The following is a 19,484-nucleotide window of genomic DNA, read 5'->3' as shown; positions in this document are numbered from 1 at the left end:
CCACTCCGGGGAGACGCGGGTGTCCGGCGGCAGGCCGAAGACCGTCCCCCCGGCCCGTCCGGGCGCGGGGGCGTGCCGCAGCGCCTGCTCGCGGGCGGCGGTCACCGGCCGGCGGCCCAGCGAGGCCACCGCCACCCCGGCGTCGACCCCGCCCCATGGTGATCACCCGTTCCGGAAAGACGATCACTCGTCCCGGAAGACGGGCCGGCGCTTCTCGATGAAGGCGGCCATGCCCTCCTTCTGGTCCGCGGTGGCGAACGTGGCATGAAAGATCCGCCGAGGGACCAGCATGTCGGGCCGGTCAGGGACCGCACCCGCGACCTGGGCCGGTGGGCAACCGGACGCTGGTCAGTAGTTTGTCCCGACTTACCCGATCACGGATCCACGTAGTTGACCCGGTTGTCGGCGGGGTGTGGCGCGAGGACGATCGCGGCAGGTTGGTTTCGGCACGATCGATGTCGTGTCCGGCCCGTCAGTGGCGGCGGAACTCTCGACGCGGAGGCTGGTGGAACTTCCTGTGATTCCATGTGTCGAACGAAGTCGCATCCAGGTCCGGGCCTGACAGTCCGATGACTGTGACTGTCGACTGCGCTGAGCCTGTCAGCTCTCATCGTTTCGAGGACGACGTCGCCTTCACCGGCATTGGACGCTCCCGCCATGACCGACGACTTCGTCGGCCATGGTCGGTGCTGGCTGCCGAGGCATGCCATGCGGCAGTTTCGGATGCCGGCCTGTCGAGAGCCGATATCGATGGAGTGTGCGTGTACGGCGGTTCGTCCGGGTTACCCGGTTTGTCCACCGGCGGAGTCCGGGGAGTGGAGCAGGTACTGGGATTGCGACCCGTGTGGCACTGTGGCGCGCGCGACGTCCCCGGCCGGACGGGTCCGATCGTGAGCGCGATGCTCGCGGTTTCCGCAGGTCTGTGCCGTCATGTCCTGTGCCTCACCGTACCGGGTGGCGGGGGAAGCCGCGCCGGTACGTGGCCCGCTCCGACGGCCGACGGTTCTCAGCAGGGGTGTTCGGCCGAGGCGTCGTCCTCGCTGCGCCGTGTCGCGCTGRCAGCTTCGGAATACCTCGCGGCCTTTGGCCACGGCAGGGAGGCGCTGGGGTGGGTGGCGGTCGCCGCACGGCGTCACGCCGCCCGCAACTCTGATGCCGTGTGCCGTACGCCGCTCGCGATGGACCGCTATCTTGCGGCGAGGATGGTCGCCTCCCCGCTGGGATGGTTCGACTGCGCCGTGCCATGTGACGCCGCGATCGCGCTGGTGGTCTCGGCAACCGATGTCCGCGGTCACCGGCCACACCCACCGGTGTGGATCGACGYGGTCGGAACAAGGCGGATCGCGGCCGAGGAAACGGACCTCGGTCTCGCGGGCTACCGGCTTGACGCCGAGGTGCCGGCAGCACATCTGTGGAGCCGCGCATCCGTGGTTCGGCAGGACGTGGACTTTGTCGCGCTCGACGACACGTTCACCTTCAACGCCCTTTGTTGGCTGGAGGCCCTCGGGTTCTGCGCTCCGGGCGAGGCAGCCGAATTTGTGCGCGACGGCACCCGGATCGGTCCAGGCGGTATATTGCCCCTCAATCCACACGGCGGGGAGCTTACGGCGGGTCGCAGCAACGGCTATGGAGGCCTCTACGAGGCGGTCCTTCAGCTGCGCGGAGAAGCCGAGGGGCGACAGATACCGAATGCGCGTGCGGCCGTTGTCTCGAGCGGGGCGGCGGGTCCGGGGGCCGCGATGGTTCTGGTCTCGGACAGCCACCCGTCGCGATCGACCAGGAATCAGGTCACATGTGACCGACCGACCGTTCAGAGGCCGCGGACGGCCGGCCCGGCACGAGCAGCCACGGAAGGAGGGTGTCGCGATGGAGCGGAACATCTTCACCGACGATCACCACGCCTTCCGTGAGCTGGCTCGGACGTTCGTGCGGCGCGAGGTCGAGCCCTGTCACGAGCGGTGGGAGCAGGACGGGCAGGTCAGCAGGGACGTGTGGCTGGCCGCCGGAAAGGCGGGCCTGCTCGGGATCGATGTGCCCGAGGAGTACGGCGGTGGCGGCGTCGAGGACTTCCGGTACAACGCGATCCTGGACGAGGAACTGATCAGAGCCGGCGCCAGCGGGCCGGGTATACCGCTGCAGAACGACGTGGTCGCACCGTATCTGCTGCGGCTGGCCAGCGACGAGCAGAAGCGCCGCTGGCTGCCCGGCTTCTGCTCCGGTGAACTGATCACCGCCATCGCGATGACCGAGCCGGGCACCGGCAGTGACCTGCAGGGCATCCAGACCACCGCGGTGCGGGACGGCCCTGGCAGTGCCGCGGACTTAATCGTCAACGGGGCGAAGACCTTCATCACCAACGGCATCCTGTCCGACCTGGTCATCGTGGTGGTCAGGACCGACCCGGAAGCCGGAAGCCGAGGGTTCAGCCTGCTGGTGGTGGAGCGCGGCATGCCCGGCTTCGAGCGCGGTCGGCGGCTGAAGAAGGTCGGTATGAAGGCCCAGGACACCGCCGAGCTGTTCTTCGCTGACGTGCGGGTGCCGGCGGCGAACGTGCTCGGCGAGCTCGGTCAGGGGTTTGTCTACCTGATGCAGAACCTGCCCCAGGAGCGGCTGTCGATCGCGGTGAGCAGCACGGCTGGGGTGGAACGGGCGCTGGAGATCACCGTCCGGTACGTTCAGGACCGGTACGCGTTCGGCAGGCCGATCTCGTCGTTGCAGCACACCCGGTTCGAACTGGCCGAAATCGCCACCGAGGCCCAACTGGCCCGGACGTTCACCGACCGCTGCATCGCCGAGCACGTGGCCGGCAACCTGTCGGCCACTGATGCCGCGATGGCCAAGTGGTGGAGTTCCGACCTGTTCAGGCGCGCCGTCGACCGGTGTGTGCAACTGCACGGTGGCTACGGCTACATGCTGGAGTACCCGATCGCCCGGGCCTTCGTGGACGCCCGCGTCCATTCGATCCTCGGCGGCACCAACGAGATCATGAAAGAGATCATCGGACGGGGCCTGCTCGACTGAATCCGTACCCGGTCCACGGCTCACGGACGTCTCCGAGTCCGGGGAGTTACCGCCCCGTCATGGTTTCTCCGCACGAAGCAGGCGCGGACCCACTGCCGCCGCCAGGGTCGGCATGCGTACTTTCCACGGTGGAGAACCGTGTGGTGATACGTAGTTTCTCCGGTTGTTCGCGCTGTTGGCCACGCGCGACAATACCACCCATGTTTACGAGAGGGCGGGTTCGCCGGAAGTGCTTCGAGCAACTTCGTACGACAACCGTGAGGAATCGAGATGAATAGGAGAACCGAGAATCGACTGAATCTTGTGATCGCATGGTGCGGTCCTGCCTTCGTACTCGGGTACATCATTTTCTGGGCAGTCTTCGGGCACAACGTCCCGCCACCCAACATGATGGGCCTGAGCGGCGAGGAGCTTGTTGCCAGGTACTACGGACCGCACCACCAGTCCATCGCCATCGGCATGGCGGTGTCCATGAGCGTTGCCTTTCTCTACCTGCCCTGGTGCTGTCTGCTCAGTGGCGTCATCAACGACAGTGAACGCGGGCCCAACGTGCTGAGCAGGATGGAGCTGGCCGGTGGAGCGCTGACGGCCTGGTCACTTGGCTTCTGCCCCGGCCTGTGGCTGCTCAACGCGATACTCGTACACGATCTCGATCCGAGCGTGATCAAGGCGTTTCACGTTTTCGGCTGGTTCACCTACGACATGACCTACGGCATCACCACGGTGCAGTGCGTCGGCGTCGGCCTGTGGACGGTTCTCAACAAGAAGCAGAAAATATTTCCCGCCTGGGCCGGCTGGGCGACGATTGCGGTCGGAAGTATCTTCGTCACACTGGTGGTTCTTCCCTGGATCAAGGAGGGACCGTTCACCGTGGCGGGCACCTGGAACTTCTTCGTGATCTTCAGTTCGTGGCTGTTCGCCTTCTTTGCCCTGTACAGCTTCTTCCTGATCAGGGAAATGTCGAGGAGAAAGTCGGAGTTCGAAGAACCGGCGCCGACCGGTGAACTGACGCCGACCACAGATCCCGGCATCCCGGTACGGGCCTGAAACAGGCGACCCGCCCCTGGCCGGACGGAGACGGACAGCAGGCCGTGTGGACGAGGTCCGGCATGGCCTGCTGTCCCCGAGGTGCTGGTGCCGACAGGAGAACGGAGCACATATCCGCGATCAGCACCACCGGGAGCGTCTGGACCGAGCGGAGGCCGCGTGGAAGAGGGCAACACCGACGAGCGAGAAGGCGTCGCGAGGAGGAACACCAGACCTGCCACGGGAAGCGAAGGCATCTGGATCTTCGTCCTCATGGACATGATCGTCTTCGCTCTGATATTCCTGGTATTCACCAGTGAACGGGTGCGACAGTACGAGGTGTACCGGGAGTCACATCAGCACCTCAACGTGGTGTTCGGTTTCGCCAACACGCTGATCCTGCTCACCAGCTCACTTTTTGTGGTACAGGCGGTGYAGGCCGCACGGCGGTTGGACGCCAGGCAGGTCTCCTCGCGCCTGACCGCGGCCCTGCTCCTGGGCCTGGCATTCTGCGCGGACAAGGCCGTCGAGTACTCCGTCACGATCGGGTCCGGGATCGGGATCGCGACAAGCTCGTTCTTCACCTTCTATTTTGCGATCACCTTCATCCATCTCGCGCACGTGCTGGCGGGCATGTCCTTCATGTTTTTCTTCCAGCGGAACCGCGACCGGCTCGCCAGCGACGTCGGGTACCTGGCCGGCCTCGAGAACGTCGGCGTCTTCTGGCATTTCGTGGATCTTCTGTGGATCTTCATCTACTCGCTGCTGTATCTCACATGAGGGGTGAGGGGTGCCGAATGAACAGCGCCGACTCCGCGGTGGCGGTGTGGTGGGTGCTGGCCGCGCTGACGACCGGATCCTTCGTCGTGATCGAGGGAGGTCTGGTCACCTCGATCGCCGCGGTGCTGGTCATCGTCATGACCGCCTACAAGGTCAGGCTGATCATTCTGCATTTCATCGAGGCGAGACACGGTCCCGCGATCTGGCGACTGCTGTATCTGACATGGGCCTTTGTCATGGCCACGATCATCGTGGTGGGGCACTATACGGCCATAATCGTCTCCTGCAGCTCGGACTGCTTTTCCTGAAGGGTCGGGACGACGACGGCATCGCTCCGGAGCGCCGGCTGCTTTCCGGGGCGTACCGTTTCCGGGTCTCCGCGTCGGACGGCACCGGACACGTCAATGGACACATCAATGTGAAGAAACGCTGTGGCATGGTTTTCGTTCGCCGTGTCGACGGCCGGGACAATCGGAGGACAGAATGAATCGTCTGGTGGGCAGGGTCGCCATCGTGACCGGCGGAGTCCAGGGAATCGGGAGGGCCGTCGCCCTTCGATGCGCCGCCGAGGGCGCCAGGGTGGTGACCGCCGACCTGCAGGAGTCGGAAGCAACCGCCAAGGAAATCATCGCGAACGGCGGGGAGGCCCTGCACGTCGTGATGGACGTGCGTGACCGGCACGACTGGAAACGACTTGTCGCCGAGACGGCGGAGAGCTTCGGACCGGTCGGCCTCCTCGCCAACGTGGCCGGAGTCACCAACACGTTTGGTGCCGACAACATCGTCGATCTCACCGACGAAGGCTGGAACCATGTGATCGACACCGACCTGCGAGGAGTGTGGCTCGGCCTGCAGGCCGTCATTCCGACGATGCTCGGGCAAGGGGGTGGCGCCATTGTCAACATCGCTTCGATGGCAGCGCTGAAGGGGCTGACCAACCTGGCGTCCTACTCCGCGGCCAAGGGCGGCGTGGTAAGCCTGACAAGGCAGGTCGCGATGGAGTACGGCGCCCAGGGAATCCGCTGCAACTGTATCTGTCCAGGCACCGTCGACACACCGATCCTGGCGAACATTCCTGACGACCTGCGGCGGAAGTTCGCGAGCTCGCACATCATCCACCGCCTCGGGGATCCGGCCGAAATCGCGGCCGCAACCGCGTTCTTCCTGTCCGGCGACTCGGCGTTCTGCACGGGTGGGATCCTGCCGGTGGACGGCGGCTGGAACAGCAAGGGAAATGACTGAGTCACCCGTGACGCCGCCGGTGGCCTGTTGTCGTCCTCGCTCTTCGACGGGTGACCAACGGCGTGGTTCCGGCGAAGTCACGTGCGCGTGCCGCGTCCGCGGTAACTACGACTGGCCGGGCCCCGACAGTCGTACGTAGCACGGATGACGTGAGCAGGCCGGGGCCGCAGAATATTTATATCAGTCGTCGAGAGAGGCACTGCTGACATGCATTTCGGACTGTTGTTGCTGCTGGCAAATGCCAGCTCTGGAAAGTCTGACAGCGAGCTGTGGAAGGAGGAGATGCGGCTCGGCGAGATCGCCGAAGACCTCGGCTACGACTCGGTGTGGGTTCCGGAGCATCATTTCGACAGGCCCTACTGTGTCTCCCCGGACCCGCTCCAGGCGTTGACATACCTCGCGGCACGCACCAGTCGGATCAGGCTGGGGACCGGGGCCATCATCCTGCCGTGGTGGCAGGGGCAGAACGACCCGCTCCGGCTGGCCGAACGTATCAGCATGCTGGACGCGCTGTCCGACGGCAGGCTGCTGCTGGGCATCGGGCGCGGACTCGCGCGTGACGAGTACGAGCGCTTCGGCGTCAGCATGGACGAGTCCCGCGAGCGCTTCACCGAGTCCGCCAGGATGATTCTCGACGGTCTTGAGAAGGGCTACATCGAACACGACGGAAAATATTTCAGGCAGGCCCGCGCGGATATCTTCCCGAAGCCCGAGAGGGGATTCCGGGACCGCCTGTTCAACATCGCCATGTCGCCGGCGTCCACCCTTGCGGCCGCTGACTTCGGCGGCACGATGATGTGCTTCAACTACCAGTACGAGATCGAGCAGCAGGCTGACCAGTTCAATACCTGGCGTGCGCGGTACCGGGAGAAGCAGGGCACCGAGCCGCCTCCTCCGGTACTCCTCGACTTCGCGTACTGCCACGAGGACCCGGACGTCGCGGACAAGACAATGCGACACCACCTCGCACCATTCTTCTCGGCCATGGTCGACCACTACGAGTTCGATGGTCAGCACTTTGGGCGGAGCAAGGGCTACGAGTCGTACCAGGAAGGCGCGGACCTGCTGCGGGATGCCGGCCGCGAGGCCGGGTTCGAGAAATTCTACGGGCTGCAGTGGAATGGCGCGCCCGAACAGATGATCGAACAGATGCGTCGTCGGATCGAGCTGATCGGAGACTTCCAGCAGATGTTGCTCGTCTCGTTCGGTGGAATGCCCCTGGAGACGGTACAGGCCAGCCTCAGGCTGATCGCCGAGGAAGTCATTCCCGAGGTCAACAGGATCGCGGAGTCCGCACGGGCCTGACCAGAGGTTCATGGTACGGCGCCGGCGAGCGGCCGCCAGCACGGTTTTTCCTGTGTTCGCGGCTGGCGGCCGCCGGACGAGTTCTGACGAGGGAGGCCAGCAAAGTGCGAGACGTGTCGTCGCCCTATTGGAACCCCGGACGTGAGCTGCGGGATCCCGCGGACCGGGACGCGTCGACCCTGGTTCAGCTTCGCCGGCAGCTTGCACGTGCGTACGAGCTTCCGTTCTATCGGCGCCACTGGGATGCCCACGGTTTCCACCCCGACCAGGTGCGCAGCTTCGACGACTTCACCAAGCGGTGCCCTGTCATCACCAAGAAGATGCTGGTCGACGACCAGGCCGAGCATCCACCGTTCGGCTCCTATCTGGGCATACCGCGCAACGACATCTACCGGATTCACGGCTCGAGCGGCACCTCGGGTGTGCCCACGATGTACGGCGTCGCGCGAAGCGACTGGGATCATGCCCGTGAGATCTTCGCGCTGACCCACTGGGCGTCGGGCGTCCGGCCCACCGACACGGTTCACTTCGCTTTTCCGTTCGGTATGTTCTTCGGCGGCTGGGCGATGTTGTACGCGGCCGAGTCGGTGGGAGCCACCGTGCTGYCGATGGGCGCCGCCGACACGCGCCGGCACATCGAGATGATCGACCGGATGGGCTGCACGGTGGTCGAGGCCACTCCGACGTACATGCTGCACATGGCCGAGGTGGCGCGGGAGATGGGGTACGACCCCGCCGCCTCGCCCCTGCGGCTGTTCCTCAGCGGCGGGGAGCCGGGTGGTTCGATTCCCTCGACGCGACGGCTCCTGCTGGAGACCTGGGGCCTGGAGACGGTCTGCGACGCGGGGACCTCGTCCGAGATGTTCCCGTTCGTGACGAATGCCGAATGCCGCGAGATGAACGGCATGCACGTCTACACCGACGAGGTCTGGACGGAGATCGTCCACCCCGACGACCCGGCGAGCCCGGTCCCGGAGGGTGAGATCGGCAATCTCGTCTACACGCATCTGTGGCGGGCCTCCCAGCCGATGATCAGGTTCGCCTCGAACGACCGCAGCTATCTGACCAGGGAGCCCTGTCCCTGTGGCCGGACCTACCCCCGGCTGCCGCGGGGACTGCTGGGCAGGGCGGACGACATGCTGGTGATTCGCGGCGCCAACATCTTCCCGTCGGGTATCGAGCACGCCCTGCGCGGCGTCGACGGRCTCGGCCCGGAGTTCCGGATCAGGGTCACCCGGCAGGGCAACCTGGACGAGATCGCCGTGGAGGCCGAGGTCGCCCCGGCCCATTCCGGCGGAGAGGAGGACCGTGCCCGGCTGAGGAGGCGCACGGAGGAGGAGCTCAGGCACCGCTGTCTCATTCGGATTCCGGTCACCCTTTTCGATCATGGAACGTTCGAGCGGGCGACATTGAAGTCCCGGCGGGTGATCGACGAGCGCCCGAACAGCCGACAGGGAGAACCGCGTGAGCACCCCACCAGATGAAGTGACAGATGACGTGACAGATGACGTGACAGATGACGTGACAGATGACGTGAACATTCTCAGTCCCGAGGCGATCCGCGACCCCTACCGGTACTTCGCGCGGGTCCGGGACGAACATCCGGTGCTGTGGGATCCCCGTTACAGGTCGTGGCTGCTGACCAGCCACGATGTGGTGTCGAAGGGCTTGCGGGACGCCCGTTTCTCCTCGGACCGCATCGCGCCGTTCATCGAGTACAAGCTCAGTGGCCCGGACACGGACCCGTTGGTTCGGCAGGCCTTCATCGTCCTGCGGAACTGGATGGTGTTCCAGGACGAGCCCAACCACCTGCGCCTGCGGGCGCTCGTGCGCCGGGCGTTCACCCAGAGGTCGGTTGCGCAGATGGCGGAACGCGTCCGGAGCCTGTCGAACGAGCTGCTGACGAACATCGACCTCAGCGGTGAGTTCGATCTGATCGAGAATTTCGCCTATCCGCTCCCGGCAATGGTCATCGCCGAAATGCTCGGTGTGCCGGTGGCCGACCGCGACCGGTTCAAGGAGTGGTCCGACGACATCGGGACGCTGGTGTCGGCGGGTCTCGACGATCCTGACCGGTATCGGCGATCCGCCCATGCCATGGACGAGCTGATCGCGTTCTTCCGCGATCTTCTCCGGCACTATACGAAACATCCCGCGRCAAACCTCATCACAGCCCTGATCCGAGCGCGGGAAGCCGACGACAGCCTGTCCGAGGCCGAGCTGATCGCGACGTGCACCCTGCTGCTGTTCGGCGGCCACGAGACCACCGCGAACCTCATCGCGAACTCGATACTGGCGCTGATACGGCATCCGGACCAGATGCGGGTGTTCCGCGAGGGCCGGGTCCCGGTCCGGGGCGCCGTCGAGGAGTTCCTCAGGTACGACGGCCCCGGCAAGGCGGTCGTCCGCGTTCTCGCCGAGGACGCCGACTTCGAGGGCGCGCGGATGCGCCGGGGGCAACGCGTGTTCATGCTGCTCGCGTCGGCGAACCACGACCCGGCCGTGTTCGACAGTCCCGACGTGCTGCGCCTCGACCGCACGTCGGCGAAACCGCACGTCGCTTTCGGTTTCGGCGCCCATTTCTGCCTGGGTGCCGCGCTGGCCCGGCTGGAGGCCTCGACCGCGCTCCCGATCGTCGTGCGGGCGCTGCCCGGCCTGCGGCTTGCCGACCGCGAGCTGACCTGGCAGCCGGTGTTCCTCACCCGCGGGCTCCGGGAGCTCTGGGTCACCGCCGGCGGGAGCCGGCCGTGACCTGCGCGCTGCCCGACGTGATCCCGGCCGAGCGCTCCGGCAGGCTCCCCGCGCTCGACGGGCTCTCGGGAGCGTTCTGGACCTCGGGCGCGGACGGACGGCTACGAGCAGGCTGGTGCGTGACGTGCTCACGGCTTCTGCACCCGTCCCACGAGCTGTGTCCGGCATGCGGTGACACCGAGATCGACAGCGTCCCGGTGTCCGGTGAGGCAACGGTGGTCGCCTACACCGTCAACCACCAGCGGTGGACCCCGCAGCTCCTGGCGCCGTACGTCATCGCGGTCGTGGCACTTGCCGAGGACCCACGGGTACGGCTCACGACGAACATCGTCGGCTGCGGGCATTCCGCCGTCCATGTCGGCATGCCCGTCCGAGCGCTGTTCCGACAGGTCGAGGACGTGTGGCTGCCGATCTTCGCCCCGACCGGTGGTGCGACACGGGACGGCCGGGTCCCGGAGCCGGAGCGGCTCGTCGCGCCGCCGCGGTCGAGCCGGCGCTTCGAGCACCGGGCGGTGCTGTCGGGAATCGGGCGGTCCCCGTGCGGAAGGCGCCTTTCACAGTCCGGGCCGGAACTGGTACTGGCCGCCTGCCGCGCCGCTATCGACGACGCGGGGCTGTCGGCGGCCGAGATCGACGGGCTGTGCACCTATCCGGGTGCCTTCGGCGGGCCGGGCAGCGCCGACACGGCAACGGCGACGGTCGGGCGGGCTCTTTCGATCGATCCGGCCTGGTACAGCGGCGCGCACGAGGTGCCGGGGCAGACCGGTGCGGTGATCGAGGCCATGCTCGCGGTCGCGGCCGGGCTGTGCAGGCACGTGCTGTGCTGGTCCTCGGTCGGGACCCGGCAGCGCCCCGGCCTGTACCCGCCGGCCGCCGGGGGCCGGGTCCACGGCGAGGCCCAGTGGCAGGAGCCGTTCGGCGCGGTGTCCCCGGCCAACTGGGTGGCGCTGGCCGCGTCCCAGTACCTCACCCGCTACGGGGTCGGCCGGGAAGCGCTGTGCTGGGTGGCGGTGGCGTCGCGCCGGCACGCGCGGCGCAACCCGGACGCGCTGTACGCCGACCCGCTGGACGCGGATGCCTATTTCGCCGGCCGGACGATATCGACACCGTTCGGGATCTTCGACTGCGACGTGCCGTGCGACGCCGCCTACGCGGTGGTTGTCTCCGCGGCGGACACGGTGGCGGACCTGCGTCGACCAKCGGTTCGGGTCGACGCGGTCGGAACCCGGCTCACCGAGGTCCAGTCCTGGGACCAGGGAACGTTGACACACCAGCTGAACGTCTTCGGCCCGGCCGCTCATCTGTGGAGCCGCAGCGGCGTGTCCCGCGAGGACGTCGACCTGGCGAATCTCTACGACGGGTTCACCTTCAACGTCCTCTCCTGGATCGAGGCGCTCGGTTTCTGCGGGCCGGGAGAGGCGGGTGACTTCGTGTCGAGCGGTACCCGGATCGGGCCGGACGGCGACCTGCCGGTGAACCCGCACGGCGGGCAGCTCTCGTCCGGCCGGAGCAATGGCTACGGGCAGCTGTACGAGGCGGTGGTTCAGCTGCGGGGGGATGCCGGTCCTCGTCAGGTCGCGGGGGCGCAAGTCGCCGTCGTCACCTGCGGCGGCGGAATACCGGCGAACTGCATGCTGCTCACCGGCGAGCGTCGACGGTCCACCAGACGCAGGTCAGGAGTTCAACGATGATTGGCCCGGCTGACGATTTCCTGATCCACCAGACCCCGGATCCCGTGCGGTTCGTCGGTACCAGCGACCGGCGGTTCTACGATCGRCATTTCCTGACCGGCCACTCGCGGGACGGCAGCACGTTCTTTCTCCTGGGCATGGGCGCGTACCCCAACCTGGGGGTGATCGACGCCTTTGCCTCGGTCGCCACGAGGACCACCCAGTACACCACCCGCGCGTCCCGGGAACTCGGCACCGACCGGCTCGACACGTCGGCGGTCGGTCCGTTCACCCTTGAGGTCATCGAGGGGCTGCGTCGCCTGAGGTTTCGCGGCGAACCCCGCGGCCAGACCGTCGAACTCGATCTGGAGTGGCAGGCCGTGGCGGCCCCTGTCGAGGAGCCGCCCCTGTTCAGCCGCCTGCTCGGCCGGGTCGTGGAGCAGGGTACGCGCCTGATCCAGACAKGCACCTGGAACGGGTTCCTCACGGTCGACGGCTCACGTCTCGAGGTCGGCCCGGACACCTGGTGGGGTGCCCGGGACCGGTCGTGGGGTGTGCGCTCCATGGGCATGGAGCGGGAACCGGCCGGTCTCGCGCAGGCGCGCAGGCTGGGCCGGGACCGACCGCCGCTGTGGATCTGGTCACCCATGCAGTTCGAGGGCCGGACCGTCCACTTCAGCCTTTCCGAACACGCCGACGGCCGGCGCGAGATCGAGACCGTGCGGCAGGCGCCGTCGCTGGCCGACGGGGGCGAGGCGCTCGAGCTCGGTGTGCCAGAGCACGAGCTGAAGTTCGACCCGGGCACCCGTGAGCTGCTCGGGGGGTCCGTGTCCTTCCGCGACGTGGACGGGAGCCGGACCACGGTTGCCCTCACCCCGCTCCACCCCGGCGCCTACCTGCGGGCCGGCACCGGCTACGGCGGCCCGGACCCGTGGCGCCACGGTGCGTACCGGGGCCACAACTGGGTCGACTCGGTGTCCTTCGACCTCACCGACCCCGCGGTGACGATCGGAATCGGCCCGGCACACATGCTGTGCAGGATGGAGGCGAGCACCGGCGAGGTGGGATACGGCACGTTCGAGACCCAGGTGTACGGGGACTTCCCACGCTACGGGCTGTACTCGTGAGCACGGCGGTGTCGCACCGGTGTCCCTCGTCCTACGAAGCCGGGCTCGAGGTGTCGCTGCGTGAGTTCCTCGGCGCGCAGCTGGACCGCCAGGTCGACCTGACGGGCCTGCGCAGGCTCGCCGGCGGCACGGCGCACGAGACCTGGGCGTTCGACCTCCGGGACGGTGAGCGCCAGGAGCTCCACAAGCTCGTGCTGCGCAGGAGCATCGAGCGGGGCATGCTGGACGGCGACCTGCGCACGGAGTTCGACCTGCTCGCCACGCTGGACCGGCTCGCCGTACCGGTGCCCCGGCCACGGTGGTGCGTCACCGAGGACTCACCGCTGACCCAGCCATTCATGATCATCGATCGGGTGGACGGGACCGACATCCGCAAGCACCTGGCGGCCCACCCCGAGACCGACCGGCACCGCCTGGGCGTGGAACTGGTGCGCCTGCAGGCGAGGCTRCACCGGCTGGACTGGCAGGACTGTCCGCCGCCGCTGGCCAGGTCCGCGCGGGGCACGCTCCACGAGATCGAGAGGTGGGCCCGGGAGATCGACGCCTCGAGCGTCGACCCCGGCCCGCTGCTACGGGCGGCGACGGAGCTGCTGCGCGACCGCCCCCCGAGAACGTCGCGGCGGTGTCTCGTGCACGGCGACTTCAAGACGAACAACCTCCTGCTCGGCGCCGACGGCAACGTCACCGTGCTGGACTGGGAACTGGCACACCTCGGCGATCCGCTCGAGGACATCGCCTGGACGATGCTGTGGACCACCCGGTGGGATCTGGTGGGCGGCCTGTTGTCGGCCCAGGAGTACCTGGCCACCTACCAGGAGGAGACCGGCAACGCGGTCGACCCCGAGGCCCTGCTGTCCTGGCGGATCTTCGCGCTGGTCAAGCTGGCGGCCATCTTCCTGACCGGCGTCACGCGCGGCGGACCGCTGGCCAGCCCCACGCTGCGGCTGATGGGCCGCGGTCTTTACCACATCGAGGCGCAGCTCGCGGAACTGCTGCAGGCCGCCCTGCACGAGGCGCAACCGTCATGACGCTCGACGCTCTCTCGACGCTGTCCGGCATCCGCGCGTTTCTCACCGCGAAGATCGTTCCCGAGGTGCCCGGCGAGCTGGCCGGTGAGCTGCGCGCGGCGGTGAAACTGCTCGAGACGGCCGAGATCGAGCTCAACGACCGGCACCTGCTGCTGATTGCCGAGACCTGGGACCTCATCGCGTACTGCGAGCGGATCGGACGGCTGCTGGAGCTCGCGGACACCACCGACGGGTGCACCGAGCTGGCCGCTCGCGTCGTCGCGTCGGCCAGTCTGAACCTGACCGAGGTCGGTGAGCTGTGGCGGGACACCAGAGCCCTGAGCTCCGCGCGGCTGGTCGCCGTCCAGCGCTACGCGTCCGACCCGAGCACCTCCGAACCGGGACGGATGGCGGCGAGATACCTGCTCAGGCGCTTCTACTCCTGTCTGGGCGACCATGCCCGCAGGCGCCAGGCCTGGCAGGCGGTGTTCCCGCCCGCCGCGGGCGCGCCCACACCCCGTGCACACCCCGAAGGAGCCGATCAGTGACCACTGTGGACGTACCCACGCTGTGGGTGGACGGCCGACCGGTGCCCATCGACGAGACCATCCCGGTGGTCAAYCCGGCGACCGGCGAGCGGGCCGCGGACTGCCCGGCCGGCTCCGTCGACCTGCTCGAGGCGGCCGTTGCCGCGGCCCGGAAGGCCGGCACCACCTGGAGTCGGGACCCGGCCCTGCGACGGGAGACCCTCGAGAACATCGCCCGGGTGATCACCGAGAACCGCGACCTGCTGGCCCGGACGATCAGTCTGGAGACCGGCGTACCGGTCCGGGACACCACACTCGAGGCAGCCGGCGCCGCCGCGTTCGCCAGCTACCGCGCGGCAACCCCGCCCGCCGTCGACCTGGTGCACGACGACGCGCGTCAACGGGTGCGCGTCCACCGCGCGCCGATCGGCATCGTCGGTGCCGTGATCCCGTGGAACGCACCACTGCTGATCTGCGCAGAGAAGATCAGCACAGCGTTCGCCGCCGGCAACACCGTGATCGTGAAGCCCTCACCGTTGGCGCCGCTGACAACCGTGCTGTTGGCGTCGCTGCTGGCCGACCACATCCCCTCGGGTGTGCTGAGCGTGCTCCCCGGCGACGACCGGCTGGGCGAGTCGCTCGTGACTCACCCGGCCATCGGAATGATCTCCTTTACCGGCAGCATCCAGACCGGCAGAGCGATCATGGCTGCCGCGGCGCCCCGGCTCAAGCGGCTCTCGCTGGAGCTGGGGGGCAACGACGCCGCGGTCGTGTTACCGGACGTCGACATCCCGAAGGTCGCCGCCAGGGTCTTCCAGGGCGCCTTCTACCGGGCCGGACAGGTGTGCGCCGCGATCAAGAGGCTCTACGTCCACCAGGACGTGTTCGAGCCGTTCGTCGAGGAGCTTGCCACGATCGCGGACTCCGTTGTGACCGGTGATCCGTTCGACCCCGAGGTGACGATGGGACCGCTCTCGAACCGCGCGCAGTTCGACCGGGTACGGGCACTGACCGAGGACGCGGTGGCCGCTGGTGGTTGCGTCGCCGCCGGCGGCCGGGTGGTGGAGGGACCCGGCTACTTCTACCGCCCGACAGTGGTGACCGCGGTGGGTCCCGAGACAGCGTTGGTCGCCGAGGAGCAGTTCGGCCCGGTGCTGCCGGTGCTGCCCTTCTCCGAGGTGGACGAGGCCGTCGCGACGGCCAACGACACCGACTTCGGCCTGGGCGGCTCGGTGTGGACGTCGGACGTGGAACGGGGAGAGCGGGTCGCGGCGTCGCTCGACGCGGGCTCCGTCTGGGTGAACCGGCACGGTCTCGTGTCGCCGGAGGTGCCGTTCGGCGGGACGAAGCAGAGCGGTGTGGGCCGTGCCAACGGCCAGATCGGTCTCGACCACTACAGCGAGCTGAAGACGATCAGCGTCTCGATCCCGTCCCGGAAATAACACTTACACCAAGGATTTGAGGTGACTGTCATGGAGAAGCTGCTCGAGGGCGGTTTGTTCTTCGAAGGGCTCCGCTGGCACGACGGGTCGTGGTACGTGTCCGACCTGTATGCCCACGAGGTGCTGCGGGTCAGCGTCGACGGGCGGGCCGAGCACGTCGCGACCGTGCCGAACCAGCCGTCCGGCTCGGGCTGGCTCCCGGACGGCTCGCTGCTCGTCGCTTCGATGACAGACCGCCGAATTCTGCGCCTGTCGCCGGCCGGAGTGGTGTCGGAGCATGCGGACCTGTCCGCGCTGTCTCCCCAGTACATCAACGACATGGTTGTGGACAGGTTCGGCCGGGCATACGTCGGCACCTTCGGCTTCGACCTGTTCGCCGGGGCGACGCCGGAGCCCGGTGACATCCTCCGCGTCGATCCGGACGGATCAGTGCACGTCGCGGCCCAGGACCTCCGATTCCCCAACGGGATGGTGGTCACGCCGGAGAACGACACGTTGATCGTGGCCGAAACTTTCGGCGGGCGATTCACCGCCTTCACCATCGACCAGGACGGCAGCCTCCGGGACCGGCGAGTATGGGGCCAGGTGGGCACGGAGCCCTCCTACGAGTCGATCGAGACCATCGTGCGGACCGACTTCGCTCCGGACGGCTGTGTGCTCGACGCCGAGGGGCACATCTGGGTGGCTGACGCACTCAACGGGCGCGCCTGCCGAGTCGCGCCCGGCGGAAAGGTCGTCGACGAGGTCCGCGCGCCCCACGGCCTCGGCCTGTACTCCTGCACCCTGGGCGGCGAAGACGGCCGAACCCTGCTGATCTGCACCGCGCCGAGCTTTGCCGAGCACGAGCGAAAGGCGGCCAAGGAAGGGGAGCTGTACGTGCACACGGTCGACGTTCCGCGCTCCGAAGGTAGACCGTGACCCGGCCCAGGCAGCATCCGGCACCCGCACCACGTCCCATCCCCATCCCCGTCATGTCCTGTCCTCGGTCACAAATTCACCTTCTGACGCCTCATCGGATCGTGTCTGCCAGGTTTTTGTCGACAGCGGACCGGGCCGGGACACCCGCATCCCCGGTCCGAGATCCCGCGACCGTCAGGGTACGTGGTTGACATGGCGTATCCTACGCCACTATGCTAAAAACAACCAATTGTTTTTTCAGCTGCGACCGTATTTGACCCCTACCCGCGAAGGCCGGGAAACGAAGTAGCAAAAACATTTCGAACAAATACGGAGAACCAGAGTTCGCAGTCGCGAGAAAACAACATGGACGTCCGGATCGGCGCGGATCGGGGTGAGCCGCCATGAGTGACACGCCAGCCGGCCCAGGACTGTTGGCCCGGTACGACGTCGTGCGGGTACTCAAGCGTTGCGCCGGAGCGGAGACACTGCTGGCGTCTGACCGCCGGACGGGCGTCCAGGTGGTTGTCAGGTCCGTTGAACTCGGGCCGTTGCCGGTCGAGAACCGGCGTCGTCTGACGCACGAGATATCACTGATCAGACGCCTGGGAGAGCCTGGCATCGCCACCGTGGTCGATACGCTCGAGGATACCGGGCACGTCTATCTGGTCAGGCCGTACGTCGACGGGATCTCGCTGCAACAGCGACTGACCGTCGACACCATGGGCGTCCTCGACTRCCTTACCGTCGCTCGCCAGGTACTGCGCTCGCTGGCTCGATTCCATGATCACGGCCTGGTTCACCGCGACGTCAGACCCGCCAACATAGTGGTCGACGATGGTTCCCCCGTGCGGGTGGCGACACTGGTCGACTTCGGTCTGGTGTCGAGCATCTTCCCGACCCCGGGGTCGCTCAACGATCCCGCGTCCTCGTCCCGCTACATGGCGCCCGAACTGGCTGGCATTCTGGACAGACCCGTCGACTGCCGGTCGGATCTGTATTCGACCGGTATCGTCCTCTTTGAATGCCTGGTGGGACACCCTCCGTTCGACGGGAGCGACGTCCGCGAAGTTCTTCGTCAGCAGCTGTCGACCGCCGTACCGTCGCTGCGCACGCTGGGCGTCTCGATACCGCAGGCGCTGGAAGAGATTCTGCGCAGGCTCCTGCGCAAGGATCCCGATGATCGCTATCGCTCGGCGTGGGCCGCTCTGGCGGATGTCGATCAGTTGGACAACGCCCTGCGCAGGGGAATCGCGGAGCCGGGCATCCCGGTCGGGGCTCATGACGCGCGGGAGAGCCTGACCGAGCCTCCGCTCACCGGGCGGGAGAGCGAGCTGGAGACACTGCACCAGTGGCTGGCGAAGGCTCGTCGCGGCGGCGCCGCCACGGTGGTCGTTCAGGCCAGCTCAGGTGGCGGCAAGACACGGGTACTCGACGAGTTCTGTCAACGCGCGGCCGCCGGGGGCGCCCGGGTCTTCCGTGGGCGGGGAATAGAACGCTCCGCCCAGCAGCCGCTGCACATGCTCGCCGGTATCGTCAGTGACCTGCTCAAGCAGGTGAGCGCCGAGCCCGGGTTCGGAGCCGACCTGGCCGAACGGCTGGCGGATGCGGCTGGTCCGCTGTGTGACGCGCTTCCGGAACTGGGTGACGTCCTCGGTGGCACCGGCGTGGGAACTCGGATACCGGAATCGCTCGCGCGGGCCCATCTCGTGGCAGCGCTCGTCTCGCTGTTGGACGCACTGGGCACCGCGGCACGCCCGGCCGTCGTCGTGGTCGACGACTGCCAGTGGGCTGACGAACTGACGCTGCGGCTGCTGGAGGCATGGGCGAACCACAACGTGGGAGACGGGCTCCCGCAGCGGCACGTGCTCGTGGTGGCGGCGATCAGACCAGAGGAGCCCGGACCACACCAGCGGCTGACGGAGGTCCCGGGGATCGAGTGCCTGCACCTTCCGCCCCTGAACCCGTGCCAGATCGGTCAGGTCGTCGAGTCGATGGCCGGCAGGGTGCCGGCGGACGCCACAGAGGTCGTGGTCGAACTGTCGCGTGGAAACCCGCTGATGATCTCGGCGGTGCTCCGCGGGCTGGTCGAGGTGAATGCCCTGACACCGAGCACTCACGGGTGGCGGTTCAATCCGGTCCCGGGCGGCTGGCAGGCCTCGCGCGAGACCGCGGGATTTCTCGCGCGACGCTTTGCGCTCCTGGCGGAGGCGACGCGCYGACTACTCGACGCGGGAGCCGTGCTGGGGCGTGAGTTCGACCTGGAGCTTGCCGCCCGGCTCGTCGGGCAACGGCAGGACGAAGCAGCCGAAGCGATCAGACAGGCCATTGATCGCAATCTGGCATGGGCCGGCCCCGAAGGGAGGTACTGTTTTGCGCACGACAGGCTGCGGGCGAGCCTCCTGGCCGGTCTCGACCCGATCGAGCTCACAGAGCTACATCGGCGGGCAGCCGAGGAGATCGAGCTCCGCGAGCCCGGACGGGCGTTCGATCTCGCCTACCATTTCGACGCCGCGGGCGAGCCTCGGCGAGCGTTCGCCTATGCCATCCAGTCCGCCGCAGCCGCCCGGGCGCGTCACGACTTCGAACTGGCGGAGCGGTAGATGTCAAGTCAAATGAGACAGTTGGTCGTTACTCGGTTGGCTTGGGACTGGCTGGTTGATCCACACGGTCTCGGGTAGACGGGGTG

The 19,484-nt window shown here is 67.4% G+C and carries 16 protein-coding genes and 1 pseudogene; 16 read left to right on the top strand and 1 reads right to left on the bottom strand.

The features are described from left to right. Positions 1-183: 183 nt before the first annotated feature. Positions 184-279: pseudogene (locus tag BL254_RS29705) on the bottom strand (enoyl-CoA hydratase); the annotation flags it as partial. A 620-nt stretch (positions 280-899) separates the two neighbouring features. On the opposite strand from BL254_RS29705, the gene BL254_RS27475 reads away from it, so the two are divergent. The 16 genes from BL254_RS27475 to BL254_RS23405 all read left to right on the top strand — a co-directional run bounded on the left by BL254_RS27475 (position 900) and on the right by BL254_RS23405 (position 19,398). Beyond that, positions 900-1,910: a thiolase family protein gene (locus tag BL254_RS27475; protein ID WP_371391276.1), complete on the top strand. Its 1,011-nt coding sequence runs from the start codon at positions 900-902 to the stop codon at positions 1,908-1,910. After that, entirely contained in the window at positions 1,867-3,021 is a 1,155-nt protein-coding gene (locus BL254_RS23475; RefSeq protein WP_047225112.1) for an acyl-CoA dehydrogenase family protein, read from the top strand. Before BL254_RS27475 ends, BL254_RS23475 begins: the two co-directional genes overlap by 44 nt. Before the next feature lie 387 nt (positions 3,022-3,408). Continuing rightward, positions 3,409-4,068 carry a hypothetical protein gene (locus tag BL254_RS23470; protein WP_175648468.1) on the top strand — a complete coding sequence of 220 codons (660 nt, stop codon included), beginning with the start codon at positions 3,409-3,411 and terminating at the stop codon, positions 4,066-4,068. Positions 4,069-4,227: 159 nt separating this feature from the next. Next, on the top strand, positions 4,228-4,827 hold the full coding sequence (locus tag BL254_RS23465; protein ID WP_139342472.1) for a cytochrome c oxidase subunit 3: 600 nt from the start codon (positions 4,228-4,230) through the stop codon (positions 4,825-4,827). Between the two features lie 17 nt (positions 4,828-4,844). Continuing rightward, the gene (locus BL254_RS23460) at positions 4,845-5,135 is read left to right on the top strand and encodes a cytochrome C oxidase subunit IV family protein (protein ID WP_047225114.1); all 291 of its coding nucleotides are present in this window, start codon (positions 4,845-4,847) and stop codon (positions 5,133-5,135) included. A gap of 175 nt (positions 5,136-5,310) precedes the next feature. Next, positions 5,311-6,069: an SDR family NAD(P)-dependent oxidoreductase gene (locus BL254_RS23455; RefSeq protein WP_047225115.1), complete on the top strand. Its 759-nt coding sequence runs from the start codon at positions 5,311-5,313 to the stop codon at positions 6,067-6,069. A gap of 207 nt (positions 6,070-6,276) precedes the next feature. Further along, entirely contained in the window at positions 6,277-7,374 is a 1,098-nt protein-coding gene (locus BL254_RS23450; RefSeq protein ID WP_047225116.1) for an LLM class flavin-dependent oxidoreductase, read from the top strand. Between the two features lie 113 nt (positions 7,375-7,487). Continuing rightward, on the top strand, positions 7,488-8,858 hold the full coding sequence (locus BL254_RS23445) for a phenylacetate--CoA ligase family protein (protein ID WP_254858468.1): 1,371 nt from the start codon (positions 7,488-7,490) through the stop codon (positions 8,856-8,858). Positions 8,859-8,895: 37 nt separating this feature from the next. Beyond that, complete coding sequence (locus BL254_RS23440; protein ID WP_217699359.1) at positions 8,896-10,125, top strand: cytochrome P450; 1,230 nt, start codon at positions 8,896-8,898, stop codon at positions 10,123-10,125. Then, positions 10,122-11,816, top strand: a complete 1,695-nt coding sequence (locus BL254_RS23435) for a thiolase C-terminal domain-containing protein (protein ID WP_371391271.1) — start codon at positions 10,122-10,124, stop codon at positions 11,814-11,816. Before BL254_RS23440 ends, BL254_RS23435 begins: the two co-directional genes overlap by 4 nt. Beyond that, the gene (locus BL254_RS27470; protein ID WP_076845181.1) at positions 11,813-12,922 is read left to right on the top strand and encodes a hypothetical protein; all 1,110 of its coding nucleotides are present in this window, start codon (positions 11,813-11,815) and stop codon (positions 12,920-12,922) included. Before BL254_RS23435 ends, BL254_RS27470 begins: the two co-directional genes overlap by 4 nt. Continuing rightward, positions 12,919-13,950: a phosphotransferase family protein gene (locus tag BL254_RS23425; RefSeq protein WP_047225118.1), complete on the top strand. Its 1,032-nt coding sequence runs from the start codon at positions 12,919-12,921 to the stop codon at positions 13,948-13,950. The genes BL254_RS27470 and BL254_RS23425 overlap by 4 nt, the downstream gene beginning before the upstream one ends. Further along, positions 13,947-14,477 carry a hypothetical protein gene (locus BL254_RS27465; RefSeq protein ID WP_047225119.1) on the top strand — a complete coding sequence of 177 codons (531 nt, stop codon included), beginning with the start codon at positions 13,947-13,949 and terminating at the stop codon, positions 14,475-14,477. The genes BL254_RS23425 and BL254_RS27465 overlap by 4 nt, the downstream gene beginning before the upstream one ends. Continuing rightward, complete coding sequence (locus BL254_RS23415; protein ID WP_052914969.1) at positions 14,474-15,898, top strand: aldehyde dehydrogenase family protein; 1,425 nt, start codon at positions 14,474-14,476, stop codon at positions 15,896-15,898. Before BL254_RS27465 ends, BL254_RS23415 begins: the two co-directional genes overlap by 4 nt. Positions 15,899-15,928: 30 nt before the next feature. Beyond that, entirely contained in the window at positions 15,929-16,816 is an 888-nt protein-coding gene (locus BL254_RS23410; protein WP_047225120.1) for an SMP-30/gluconolactonase/LRE family protein, read from the top strand. Positions 16,817-17,199: 383 nt separating this feature from the next. After that, positions 17,200-19,398: a serine/threonine-protein kinase PknK gene (locus BL254_RS23405; RefSeq protein WP_076845179.1), complete on the top strand. Its 2,199-nt coding sequence runs from the start codon at positions 17,200-17,202 to the stop codon at positions 19,396-19,398. Positions 19,399-19,484 lie beyond the last annotated feature (86 nt).

It is taken from the genome of Protofrankia sp. BMG5.30, from assembly GCF_001983005.1.
GTDB lineage: Bacteria > Actinomycetota > Actinomycetes > Frankiales > Frankiaceae > Protofrankia > Protofrankia coriariae.
The sequence above is the reverse complement of the archived record's forward strand: the minus strand, read 5'-3'. Positions and strand labels throughout refer to the sequence as shown.

Excerpts from the sequence above, each read along its gene's own strand:
- BL254_RS27465 (WP_047225119.1), top strand. The coding sequence starts at position 13,947 with ATGACGCTCGACGCTCTCTCGACGCTGTCCGGCATCCGCGCGTTTCTC.
- BL254_RS23470 (WP_175648468.1), top strand. The coding sequence starts at position 3,409 with ATGATGGGCCTGAGCGGCGAGGAGCTTGTTGCCAGGTACTACGGACCG.
- BL254_RS23475 (WP_047225112.1), top strand. The coding sequence starts at position 1,867 with ATGGAGCGGAACATCTTCACCGACGATCACCACGCCTTCCGTGAGCTG.
- BL254_RS23455 (WP_047225115.1), top strand. The coding sequence starts at position 5,311 with ATGAATCGTCTGGTGGGCAGGGTCGCCATCGTGACCGGCGGAGTCCAG.
- BL254_RS23410 (WP_047225120.1), top strand. The coding sequence starts at position 15,929 with ATGGAGAAGCTGCTCGAGGGCGGTTTGTTCTTCGAAGGGCTCCGCTGG.
- BL254_RS23450 (WP_047225116.1), top strand. The coding sequence starts at position 6,277 with ATGCATTTCGGACTGTTGTTGCTGCTGGCAAATGCCAGCTCTGGAAAG.
- BL254_RS23460 (WP_047225114.1), top strand. The coding sequence starts at position 4,845 with ATGAACAGCGCCGACTCCGCGGTGGCGGTGTGGTGGGTGCTGGCCGCG.